A 12353-nucleotide genomic window follows, 5' to 3' on the forward strand; every position below is an offset into this window, starting at 1 on the left:
TTAGCTATTGAAACTCTTCGACAAAAGCCGGCCTCGGACCTGTGAATAAATTGTGTCGAAGCCGGGGCAACAATGAGCATGACAGCGCTACCGCCGTCGAAATCGGAATCGATTTCTCGGGTCGATGGGAAATTCAAAGAGTCGGAGCGTCCCTTGCGCGTCCAATTGGACGCGGTGCCCTAGCGCCGGCGGCCGAACAGACGCCCGTCGATGGTGACGAGGCCGAACGCGATAAGCGCCATACCGCCGAGTTCGAACAATTCAAGCCGTTCGCCCAGGAACAGGAAGCCAAGCAGGATGGCGCTGGCCGGCACGATGAGCGTAACCAACGAGGCGTTGGTGGCGCCTGCCGAGGCGACGAGGTTGAAATAGAGGATGTAGGCGAAGGCGGTGGACAGCAAGGCCAGTGCCAACACCGCCGCCCAGACCGGTGGCGAGGCCGAGAACAGGTTGGCGGTGCCATGGCCAAGTAGCACGACCGGGATCATGACGATGGTCGAGGCGGTCAATTGTCCAGTGGCGATGACCGGCGACGGCACGCCCTTGAAGCGGCGGGCAATCATCAGGGCAACCGCGTAGGACAGCGACGCGCCGACCAGCGCGAATTTCGCCCAGACCGGGCCACCCAGCCCGGCAAGCAGGCCGGGACCGATCATCACCGCCGTGCCGGCGATGCCGAGCGCGATGCCGACAAGCTTGTTCCAGGAGAGTTTTTCGTCTGATGTCAGCGCGTTGGCGAGGATCAGCGTCCAGAACGGCGTCGTCGAATTGAGCACCGAGGCGACGCCGGCGCCAAGCTCGGTCTGGCCGGCGAAGATCAGCGAGAAGGGAATGACGTTGTTGGCGAGCGCCAGCAGGAAGAACAGGCCGGCATGCGGCAAGGCGAGGCGGAAGGAGGGACCGCGCAGGCCGAGATAAAGTTGCAGCGCCAGCGCCGCGATGGCGACGCGAAAAAGCACCAGCACCAGCGGGGGAATCTCGGCAACCGCAATGCGGGCAAAGAAGAACGAGCCGCCCCAGATCGCACCGAGCAGCAGAAGCTGTGCCCAGTCCTTCAGGACCATGGGTCCGCGCATCGCAGTCGTGGTTGTGATCGTCACGGATCGTCCTCCCGGATGGCTCTGAACGCCAAGCCATCAGGCATTTGTTCAGGCCATATCCTGTTCCAGGGCAAGGGCCACCCGAAACCAGATCGGTGGGCTAGCATTCCTGTCGTCGAGCCCCTCGTCTGGCGTAGCGCCGCGGCGCCAGGGAGGCGAGACACAGAATTGTTTTCATTCACGCATAGGTTGGATTAATTGTGCGCGGGCTCAGTTTGAGGATTTCATCCATGCAGCGATTCGAAAATGCCCGCGAAGCGGCGCTGGCGCTTCGTCCGGACGATCCGGTCTACTGCTTTCGCCCGCAGGTGCTGAAGGCCGACGCCAGGCAGTTCATGGGCATGTTTCCCGGCAAGACCGCCTACGCGGTCAAGACCAACGGCGAGCAGATCGTGCTGAAGGCGCTGGTCGAGGCCGGCGTCAATGCTTTCGACGTGGCCTCGCCCGGCGAGTTCGCCGCCGTGCGCGCGGTCTCGCCCGACGCCGAGATGCTCTACATGCATCCGGTCAAGGCGCAGTCGGACATCAAGCTGGCGCTGGAGAAATATGGCATCCGCGTCATCTCGCTCGACCATGAGGACGAGATCACCAAGCTGACCCGCGTGGTGCGGGCGCTCGATATCGATCCAGGTGCGATCACGGTGTTCGTGCGCATCCAGACGAAAGGATCGGCGGCCTACGAATTGTCAAAGAAATTCGGCGCCGGGCCGGCCAATGCGGTCGAGCTGGCCGAGCGGCTGAACCGGACGGGTTACAAGGTCGGCCTGTGCTTCCATGTCGGCAGCCAGATCGAGGATCCCGACACCTATGAGCGGGCGCTGGCCTCGGCCGACTGGGTGCGCAACCGCGTCAGTTTCGACATTGCCGGACTTGATGTCGGCGGGGGTTTTCCCGCCGAATACGGCCATGATCCCAACCGCAAGCAGGTCGAGATGCCGTCGCTCGGCCAAATCATGTCGCGGCTGTCGGGTGATCTGAAGGAATACCAGTTCGACCAGATGCCGCTGGTGGCGGAGCCGGGCAGGGTGATCGTGGCGCGCTGCCTGTCGCTGATCGTGCGTGTGCTGCTGCGCAAGGGCAAGCGGCTCTACATCAATGACGGCATCTGGGCGTCGCTGTCGGATTCGTGGACCGGCAAGATCACGCTGCCGGCGCGGTTCATTCCAGACCCGGCGATCCGCTCGCGCAATGGCGAGGAGAAGACCATCGTGCCGTTCAAGGTGTGCGGAGCGACCTGCGATTCCGTTGACATCCTGTCGCGGCCGTTCTGGCTGCCGGAAACGGTCGACACCGGCGACTGGATCGAGATCGGTCACATCGGCGCCTATTCGCTGTCGCTGAGGACGCGCTTCAACGGCTTCTACCCCGACACGTTCGTCGAGGTGACGACGCCGTTCGATGAGGGCGACGCGCCGGAAGGATTCGCCAGCCTGGAGACGATGGCTGGGTAGGAGAGTAACACAGTAACACCGTAACACAGTAAGGGGTTTACAGTCTCTGCTTTCCTACTGCCCTACTGCCCTACTGCCTTACTGCCCTACTCACTTAATTTCGCCAACAAGTCCGGCGTCGGCCAGCCGTCGACCGGCAGGCCTAGCCGCATCTGCTCCTTGCGGACCGCCTCGCGGGTGTTGGTGCCCAGGATGCCGTCGACCGATCCCACGTCATAGCCTTTGGCCTCGAGCTTCGTCTGCAGCGCCTTCATCTGGTCGCCGTTGAGGCCGGGCTCGGGATTGCGCGGATCGAACTGCGGCGCGCCAGCCAGCCGCGCGGCGAGATTTGCCGCGGTCAGCGCATAGGTGAAGGATTGGTTCCATTCGAGATAGACGTCGAAATTGTCGTAGACGAGGAAGGCCGGCCCCTTGCGCCCCATGGGCAACGCGAGACCTGCCTTCAGGCCGTTGTCGACAAGAGGCGTGCCGTTCGGGTTGGTGACGCCCCACTGAGCCCACTGTGTCAGCGGCAGCTTGTTGGTGCGGCCGGTCTGGTCCCACGGCATGTCGTCGGGCACGCGGACTTCCTCGATCCAGGGCTGGTCGCGTTTCCAGCCGCGCGACATGATCTTGTTGGCCGTGGTCATGATCACGTCCGGCGCGCTGCCGCGCAGGTCGACCAGGCCGTCGCCGTCGCCGTCGACGCCGCGGCCGAGATAGTCGGACGGCAGCATCTGCGTCTGGCCGATTTCCCCCGCCCATGCGCCGGTGACGTCGGTCGGCACCACGCCGCGGTCGATCAGCGTCAGCAGCGGCACGATCTGCGGGCGAAAAAGCTGCGGGCGGCGGCAGTCATGCGAGAGTGTGACCAGTGCGCTCAACGTGTGGAAATCGCCTTGCACGGCGCCGAAATCGGTTTCCAGCGCCCAGAAGGCTGCGATGATCGGCGGCTGGACGCCGAATTGTTGGTCGGCGCGGGCAAATACGTCGGCATATTTCTTCAGATTGGTGGCGCCCTGCTTCAGCCGATAGGCCGAGATCATGCGGTTCGAGAACTCGATGAAGGTCTGGGTAAAGACGCCCTGGGCGCGGTCGCGCGCCAGCACCTTCTCGTCGGCGGTGGCGTCTTCCAGCGCTTCGAGGCCGGCAGTGCCGACGCCGGCGTTCCTGGCCTCAGCCACCACGCCCTGCTTCCATGCTTCGAAATCGCCGCCGCATTGCTGTGACGCCGCTGGCGCCGCCGTGGCGGCCAGAAGCACCGCCGCGAGAATTTCCAAGCGCAATCGCATCGCCATCCTTCCAAGAAGATCGCCAGCGGTTGCAGGCGTCCTTCATTGGCTGTGTCGAAAAGCAGGCCGCAGGCCCGGTGTCAACGGGTGTTCTGCCGCAGCCACTTGTTCCATGCGGCTTCCGAGCCGTTGAAGACATTGATGTCGGCGTTGCCCTTCATGCCAGGCACAACGCCGGTTCCGGTGTACTGCCAGAAAGTGAAGGGGTGACTGCCGTATTTCTCGCGCGGATGGCCGGCCACCGAACGCAGCCAATAGGGGTAGCCGCGGAAGGCCGAAAGGCCGTTGTCGTCGAAGAAGTCGATCGAGGTGTAGATGATCGGTTTCTTGCCATAGTGTTTTTCGACGATTTCGAGGAATGTGCTCATCTCGCTGCGAACCGTGGCCGCATCGGGCCGCAGCTTGCAGGTCGGCGATTGCGGGTTCCATTCCATGTCGAGAACCGGCGGCATCGCCGAACGGTCTTTGGGCACGTTGCTGATGAACCAGCGCGCCTGCGTGGCGGCTGGCGTGCAAAAATAGTAGAAATGATAGGCCGCGCGGGGAATTCCGGCGGATTTCGTGCGACTCCAGTGCTCGTTGAAATACTCGTCGAAGCGGTCGCCGCCTTCCGTCGCCTTGATGAAAACGAAGGAAATGCCGCTGGCCCTGGCCGCCGGCCAATCGACCGATGTCTGGTATTTGGAGACGTCGGTGCCGTGAACGGCATAGCTCCACGGCGCGCCGCTGTCCCATTCATGCGGGTCGGAGTCGTCGAAACGGGGCGCGCGCACTGCAACGGTCTGAGCGCCAGATGAAGGCAGCGACGGCGCCAGATCGTCGACGGTCGAGCAGGCGCCCAGCAGCGTCAGCATGATGAAAGCCGCGAAACGGCGCATCGCACCTCCTGAACCGGTTTCAGCCGGCCGCTGATGGGTTGTTGCTGCAGGTGGCCCCTCGACCGTACCCCCCAAGCGATCGCCCCACAGGACCGCTCCTAATCTTAAAGCGCGTCGCGTCGACGCGCTCTAAATTTTGTTCTTATGCATGTCGTTATCCCAAAACCGCTGCACACCCCTGGTTCGGGCCAGCGGCATGCTTTTGGGCGACATGCATCAGTGATCGCCGATCATGGTTGATATTCCGTTCACGGCGCTCGACAGAAGCCGCGATTTTGCCGAAGCAATGGCGGCAAATCGATGACATAAATCAGCTCCCGGGGAGTCGGAAAAATGCGGATTGCTCTGAGGCTCGTGAAATGGCTGCTCGGGCTGGCCATGCTGGCGCTGTCAGCACTCGCCGCGTGGCTTTACATCGCGCCGCCGGAACTGATCCGTGTCGGCTCCGGCTATTCGGCCAAGATCGTCTGCTCGAATGTCTTTATCGCCGGACGCGATGCCGATGAAGTGCTCGCCGTCGACGTGCAGGCGCCGGGCCACCCGCTGCTCAGGCTGATGAGGATCTCCGTCGACAAGGAGCAGGGCACGGTTTCGGCGGGGCTGTTCGGCGTGTTCGGCAAGAGCGTCGCGATCGTTCGCGACGGGCTCGGCTGCACGTCGGTTCCGGATGGCGACATCGCCACGGCCAAAGCAATCACAGGGCCCGCGCTGACGCCGGCACCGCGGCTCGACGCGCTCTGGCCGGACGGCGACAAGGTCGATGCCTCGCAGCATCCCGAAATCGCGAAAATCCTCGACGATCCGGCGCTCACCGGCACCGGCATGCGCGCGGTGGTGGTGGTCAAGAACGGCCGCATCATCGCCGAGCGCTATGGCAGCGGCTTTACGGAGAGGACGCCGCTGCTCGGCTGGTCGATGACCAAGACGGTGAACGCCGCGGTCGTCGGCACGGTGGTGAAGGACGGCAAGATGGCGATGACGAACCAGAGGCTGTTCGGATCCTGGAAAACGGACGGCCGCGCCGCCATCAGTCTCGCCGACATGATGGCGATGTCGAGCGGGCTGGAGTTCAACGAGGATTATGGCGACGTCGCCGACGTGACGCGGATGCTTTACCTCGAGCCCGATATGGCGGGCTTTGCCGAATCCAAGCCGCTGACCGGCAGGGTGGGCAAAATGTTTTCCTATTCGAGCGGCACGGCGGTGATGCTGTCCAGGCTCTGGCAGGACGCGATCAGCGACAAGGACGAGGCGCTGGCGTGGCCAAGGGTTGCACTGTTCGATCCGCTCGGCATGCAAAGCGCGGTGCTGGAGGCCGACGAGCACGGCACCTTCGTCGGCTCGTCCTATCTCTACGCCACGGCCCGCGACTGGGCGCGCTTCGGCCAGTTCCTGCTGCAGGACGGTGCCTGGAACGGCCAGGAGATCTTGCCTGCCGGCTTTGTCGGCTGGATGCGGGAAGCCACACCCGCCTCGAAAGTCTACGGCCGCGGCCAATTGTGGATCGAGGGGCCGGGCGACGAGGAGAGCCCCGGCGCCGGCACGACCGCGGGTCTGCCTCAGGACACGTACTGGATGGAGGGGCATGACGGGCAGACGGTCGCCATCATTCCCTCAGAGAAGCTGGTGGTGGTAAGGCTTGGGCTCACGCCTGCCAAGCTCGGCTACCGGCCGCAGACGATGGTAATGGCGCTGGCGAAGGCGCTGAAATAGAAAGCTATCTACGCGATCCGATCACAGCCAGCCACGTATAGCCGCGATAAAGCGTTCTGAATCGAAGGCTTGCGCCGATCCGCTCGGATTCCGATTCCAGGACGTCGCGGAGAGCCTCGCGCGGCTCGACGTGGAATTTTCTCAGCCAGCCGCGCAGCAGTGTGCGGCACCAACGGGGCAGGGCCTCCTGCTGGCCGAAATCGACGACGTGCAGCGAGCCGCCGGGTGACAGGGCTGCAAGTGCCGCGGATACAGCCTTCTCCCAGCCGGGGATCATCGACAGCGAGTACGAGACAAAAATGCGGTCGAAATTTTCGACAGAGAATACCGCTTTTGCGTCGAAATCGGTGGCGTCGCCGCACGCCAGCATAGCGCGGCCGGATAGTCCTTCACGGGCCATGGCAGCGTTGGCCGTCTCCAGCATCTCCGCCGAGATATCGAGTCCGAAGAAGCGGGCGTCGGGGTAGCGGCGGGCGGCAAGCACGATGTTGCGGCCGGTGCCGCAGCCAAGTTCCAGCACGGTGCCGCCGGCGGGCACATCCAGCCCTGAGATCAGCCGGTCGCGGCCGAGCAGGTAATATTTGCGGGTCAAGTCGTAGATATGGCGCTGCCAGCGGTAGACCCCGTCCATCAGCTCGGCATGCCCGGCCGGGAGTTCGGTGGCGCTCATGCGGCCTGCTTCACATAAAGGTGGAAGCTGCCGTAAATGGCCGAACGGTCGCGGGCCGAGAATTCGCGCGAGGCCTCGTCCGCATAGCTCCACTGGTCGAGCAGCGAATTCGAGACCCGGCCGGGCAACAGGCTGGGTTCGGCCGCCGTGCGGAAAATGACACGGGCGTCGGTGGAGGCGGTACGGGTGATCTCGGCCCACAGCGCATTGAGCTGGTCGTCGGTCATCCAGTCCTGCGCATCGAGCAGGACGAAGCGGTCAACCGAACCGGCATCCTTGCCGGCAAGGAATTCGATCAGATTGGCATGGTGGATGGCGACGCGGTCGACGTTATCGCGGATCGTCCTGTAATTGCGTTTTTCGAGATAGGCAGGCAGAGCCGCCTCGCCGGGATTGGGGTAGCGGCGAGCAAAAGCCTGCCAGGCGAAATAGTTGTTTTTCAATGGAAAATCGCAGGCGAGCTTTTCGAGCCGGGCTTTCAGCACGCTGGCCATGATGCCGTCGCCCGAGGTGATCAGCGAATCGTACTGTGCCGGCGGAATGCCGAGCCCGAACAGCGAGGCCTTTCGCGAGGTGGCCCATTTCAGCAACGGTTTTTCAAAGATCGGCGCCAATTCCTCGTTGAAGAAGCGGCGCTGGTCGGCAAGGCTTTTGGCGTTCATGATGCCGGCGGGATCGACACCGAAGAATTTGGCGGTGCGATGGCCCGTGGCGATGAACAGGCCGAGCAGGCCGGTCTGGTAGAAATTGCGGTCGAAGACGGTGATGCGGCGACGACGGCGCCAGTTGCGACGTTCCCAGTAGTGGCGGCTGACCGGGTCGAGATGCGGCGCGATGAAGCGGTCGTAGGCTTGCGAATTGTGACGGGTCTCGGCAGCGCCGAAGAAACGGAACAGGTCGCCCTGGGACGGCAGATGGCGCACCGCCTCCAGCTTCATCCGATTGAGCGCGATGTGGGCCGCGTTGAGATCGACGGCGTCGATCCTTTCCGGCGACCGGGTGAGATAGGCGAGGATGTTGCAGCCGCCCGAGGCGATGGTTACGACGCGATGGCCCTGGCCAAGCTGCATCGCCTCGATGTCGACGTCGGGATCTTCCCAGATCTGCGGATAGACGAGGCCGGAAAACAGAAAGGCGAAGAGCCGTTCGGAGAGACCAGCCTTTGAAAGGGGGCGATTCTGATAGACGGCCTTGCCAACTTCCTTGCCGCGGCGAAAAACCAGTTCTCCGGAAAGATCCGTCATGACAAGGCGATTCCCCGTTTGCTTTGGCGCAAGCGGGTATCGCAAGGTCATGACAAGCCGGTGACAGCCTGTTGACGCCAGCTCAGGGTTTGCCAAAGCCACCCGGCGTCGGTGTCGTGAGGATGACGGCCTCGCCGGGGTCGAGCACCGTCTGGTCGCACGCCTTCAGGACTTCGACGCGGCCGTCCCTGCGGCGGACCTTGGTCGATCCGACCTCGCCGTCGCCGCCACCGTCCAGGCCTTGCGGCGGGCGGTTGCGATGCGAGGACAGGATGGCGCACTCCATCTTTTCGAGGAAGCGGATGGTGCGCTTGGTGCCGTCGCCGGCACTCCATCTGCCTTTGCCGCCGGAGCCCTCTCGGATGTGGAAATCCTCGAGCAGGACGGGAAAACGCAGTTCCAGCACTTCCGGGTCGGTGAGGCGCGAATTGGTCATATGGGTGTGGACACCCGAGGTGCCGGCAAAGCCGCGGCCGGAGTTCATCCGGCCTGCCGGCGATCCCGAGCAGATCGTCTCGTAATACTGGTACTGCTTGTTGCCGAAGGTAAGGTTGTTCATCGTGCCTTGCGCGTTGGCCATAGCGCCCATGGCGCCGAACAGCGCGTTGGTGACGTGCTGGGAGGTCTCGACATTGCCGGCGACGACCGCCGCCGGATAGGCCGGCTTCAGCATGCAGCCATCCGGGATGATGATGTTGATGGGCCGGAGACACCCGGCGTTCATCGGGATCATGTCCTCGACCATGACGCGGAAGGCATAGAGTACGGCTGCGCGGGCCACGGGCTCCGGTGCGTTGAAATTGTTCCTCATCACCGGCGACGTGCCGGTGAAGTCGACGGTCGCCTCGCGCTTCTGCCGGTCGACCGATATCTTCACCTTGATCACCTGGCCGGTGTCGGTTGGATACTCGTATACCGACCTGTCGGGCAGCCGCTCCAGCACCCGGCGCACGCTCTCGGCCGCATTGTCCTGGACATGGCCCATATAGGCCTCGACCACGCCAAGGCCGAAATGCGCGACCATCTTGCGAAGCTCGGCGACGCCCTTTTCGTTGGCGGCAATCTGCGCCTTGAGGTCGGCGATGTTCTGGTGCGGATTGCGCGCGGGATAGCGATGGTCGGTGAGCAGCGTTTCCAGCTCCTCCTCGCGGAACCTGCCGCGATCGACAATGCGGAAATTGTCGAACAGCACGCCCTCCTCGTCGACGGTGGTGGCGAGCGGCGTCATCGAGCCGGGCGCCGTGCCGCCGATGTCGGCATGATGACCGCGCGAGGCGACGTAGAAGAGGATCTTCGGCGATTGGCCGATATCCCCCCTTGTGGGGGAGATGCCCGGCAGGGCAGAGGGGGGCGTGACAGAATGAGACGTGGGCGGGACAGCGCCCCCCTCTGTCGGCTTCGCCGACATCTCCCCCACAAGGGGGGAGATTGGGCGCGCTTCCTCGAAAACCGGCGTGACGACCGTGATGTCAGGCAGATGCGTGCCGCCATTATAGGGCGCGTTGAGGGCAAAGACGTCGCCGGGGTGGATATCGCCCGAGTTCAGCCGGATGATGGTCTCGACCGAACGGTCCATGGAGCCGAGATGCACCGGCATGTGCGGCGCGTTGGCGACCAGCGCGCCATGCCGGTCGAAGACGGCGCAGGAGAAATCCAGCCGTTCCTTGATGTTGACCGAATAGGCGGTGTTCTGCAGCGTCACGCCCATCTGCTCGGCGATCGACATGAACAAATTGTTGAACACCTCCAGCATCACCGGATCGGCCCCCATCTTCCCGGAGAGACCGGTGCCGAGTGCGGCCTGCCGGCGCTTTTTCTGGATGCGGCGCAGGAGCACATGGTTCCTGGCGGTGATCCCGGCCTGCCAGCCCGGCTCGACGACGATAGTCTGGTTCGGCTCGATGATCAGGGCAGGGCCGGCAACCTTATGCCCCGGTTTGAGCGCCTCGCGGCGGAAGATACCGGCGTCGAGCCAGGTGCCGTCGGTGAAGATTTGCCGGCTCTCCGAAGGGTTTGCGGCCATGTCCTCAAGGACTGAATCACTTTCCTCGCGGCCGGCGCCGCCGGTGTCGATGCCTTCGACGCCGACCGATTCCACGATCATCGGCTTGTCGTCATAGACGAAACCGAACTGCGCCTTGTGCGCCGTTTCGAAATCGCCCTTGGCCCGTTCGATCGAGCCGTGCTCGAAATTCACCGGCAGTGCGGTGTCGGTGCCGTCGTAGCGGACCTGCAGCAGCGGTTTCGAGGCGACGGCGTCCTCGGCAATGCCTTGTGCTGCGAGCTCGTCGATGACCGCTTTTCGCAACGTCGCGATGAGCTCGTCGATTGCCGGCCTGGAGTCTTGCGCCAGCGGTTTCAGCAGCGCCTGCTGGCGCGACGAGAAAATCGAGGACAGGCCAATGCCATAAGCTGACAACAGGCCCGAGAAGGGATGGATCAGCACCGCTTCCATGCCGAGTGCGTCGGCAACGAGGCAGGCATGCTGGCCGCCGGCGCCACCAAAACAGTTCAAGAGATATTCGGTGACGTCGTAGCCGCGCTGCACCGAGATCTTCTTGATGGCGTTGGCCATGTTTTCGACGGCGATGGTGACGAACCCTTCGGCGACCGCCTCCGGCGTGCGGCCGTCGCCGATTTCGGCGGCGAGCGCCGTGAATTTCTCGCGCACGGTCTGCACGTCGAGCGGTTCGTTCTGGCCAGGTCCAAAAATGGCAGGGAAGAAGTCGGGCTGCAGCTTGCCCAGCATGACATTGGCGTCGGTGACGGTCAGCGGGCCGCCGCGCCGGTACGCGGCCGGGCCGGGATTGGCGCCGGCCGAATCCGGCCCGGCGCGGAAGCGGCCGGCCTCGTAATGCAGGATCGAGCCGCCGCCGGCGGCGACGGTGTGGATGCGCATCATCGGCGCACGGATGCGCACGCCGGCAACCTCGGTGTCGAAGGCGCGTTCATAGTCGCCGTCATAGTGGGCGACGTCGGTGGATGTGCCGCCCATGTCGAAGCCGATGACCTTGCCGAATCCGGCGAGTTTCGCCGTCTCGACCATGCCTACGACGCCGCCGGCCGGACCGGACAACAGCGCGTCCTTGCCCTGGAACATGTCGGCAGCGGTGAGACCACCCGACGACATCATGAACATGAGGCGAGGCGATTGGCCGATATCCCCCCTTGTGGGGGAGATGCCCGGCAGGGCAGAGGGGGGCGTGACAGAATGAGACGTTGGCGGGACAGCGCCCCCCTCTGTCGGCTTTGCCGACATTTCCCCCACAAGGGGGGAGATTGGCGCCGCGCCCAGCTCTCCCGCCACCCTCTGCACATACCTCGACAGGATCGGCGACAGATAGGCGTCGACCACGGTGGTGTCGCCGCGGCCGACCAGCTTGACGAGCGGCGAGACCTCGTGACTGACCGAGACCTGTGAAAAGCCCAGCTTTCTGCAGACTTTCGCAACCGCCTTTTCGTGGTCGGGATATTTCCAGGCATGCATGAAGACGACCGCCACGGCATCGATGCCGCCGGCCCTGGCCTGCTCGATGGCCGGGCGAACGGCGGCGATGTCGAGCAGCCGTTCCACGCGGCCGTCGGCGCGCACGCGCTCGTCTACCTCAATGACGCGCTCGTAGAGCTGTTCGGGAAGAACGATCTCCTTGGCGAAGATGTCGGGCCGCGCCTGATAGGCGATCCTCAGCGCATCGCGAAATCCCCTGGTGATGAGCAGCAGCACACGGTCGCCCTTACGCTCCAGAAGCGCGTTGGTGGCAACGGTGGTGCCCATCTTGATGTCGCCGATCAGGCTGGATGGTATCGGAGCGCCGGATCCTAACCCGAGCAACTCGCGAATGCCCTGGATGGCGGCGTCGGCATAGGCTTCAGGGTTTTCGGACAGCAGCTTGCGCGGATGCAGCCCGCCTTTCGGGTCACGGCCGATGACATCGGTGAAGGTGCCGCCGCGGTCGATCCAGAAGTCCCATTTGGTGGTCACGGCAGCTGCTCCAGGCATTTTATTGATTCAATGTGTTAATTCGC

Annotated in this window: 8 protein-coding genes; 2 read left to right on the top strand and 6 right to left on the bottom strand. The window is 63.7% G+C overall.

The genetic code is table 11. The features are described from left to right. Positions 1-179: 179 nt before the first annotated feature. The gene (locus AC0NID_RS18080; RefSeq protein ID WP_473455305.1) at positions 180-1064 is read right to left on the bottom strand and encodes a DMT family transporter; all 885 of its coding nucleotides are present in this window, start codon (positions 1062-1064) and stop codon (positions 180-182) included. Positions 1065-1330: 266 nt separating this feature from the next. Here AC0NID_RS18080 and AC0NID_RS18085 point away from each other — a divergent pair, with 266 nt between their 5' ends. Then, positions 1331-2551, top strand: coding sequence for an alanine racemase (locus AC0NID_RS18085; protein ID WP_473455154.1), 1221 nt, complete (start codon positions 1331-1333; stop codon positions 2549-2551). An 86-nt stretch (positions 2552-2637) separates the two neighbouring features. Here the strand turns inward: AC0NID_RS18085 and AC0NID_RS18090 are convergent, their stop codons facing one another. Both AC0NID_RS18090 and AC0NID_RS18095 read right to left on the bottom strand, forming a co-directional pair. Beyond that, on the bottom strand, positions 2638-3822 hold the full coding sequence (locus AC0NID_RS18090) for a lytic murein transglycosylase (RefSeq protein ID WP_473455153.1): 1185 nt from the start codon (positions 3820-3822) through the stop codon (positions 2638-2640). Between the two features lie 80 nt (positions 3823-3902). After that, on the bottom strand, positions 3903-4700 hold the full coding sequence (locus tag AC0NID_RS18095) for a glycoside hydrolase family 25 protein (RefSeq protein ID WP_473455152.1): 798 nt from the start codon (positions 4698-4700) through the stop codon (positions 3903-3905). Positions 4701-5033: 333 nt separating this feature from the next. On the opposite strand from AC0NID_RS18095, the gene AC0NID_RS18100 reads away from it, so the two are divergent. Continuing rightward, positions 5034-6413, top strand: a complete 1380-nt coding sequence (locus tag AC0NID_RS18100; protein ID WP_473455151.1) for a serine hydrolase domain-containing protein — start codon at positions 5034-5036, stop codon at positions 6411-6413. Positions 6414-6417: 4 nt separating this feature from the next. Here AC0NID_RS18100 and AC0NID_RS18105 read toward each other — a convergent pair whose 3' ends face one another. The 3 genes from AC0NID_RS18105 to AC0NID_RS18115 are packed head-to-tail and all read right to left on the bottom strand — an operon-like array spanning position 6418 to position 12309. Next, positions 6418-7083: an SAM-dependent methyltransferase gene (locus AC0NID_RS18105; RefSeq protein ID WP_473455150.1), complete on the bottom strand. Its 666-nt coding sequence runs from the start codon at positions 7081-7083 to the stop codon at positions 6418-6420. Next, positions 7080-8378, bottom strand: coding sequence for a BtaA family protein (locus AC0NID_RS18110; protein WP_473455149.1), 1299 nt, complete (start codon positions 8376-8378; stop codon positions 7080-7082). Before AC0NID_RS18110 ends, AC0NID_RS18105 begins: the two co-directional genes overlap by 4 nt. Before the next feature lie 31 nt (positions 8379-8409). Continuing rightward, positions 8410-12309, bottom strand: a complete 3900-nt coding sequence (locus AC0NID_RS18115; protein WP_473455148.1) for a hydantoinase B/oxoprolinase family protein — start codon at positions 12307-12309, stop codon at positions 8410-8412. Between the last annotated feature and the right edge of the window lie 44 nt (positions 12310-12353).

The organism is Mesorhizobium sp. WSM4821 (genome assembly GCF_055901555.1).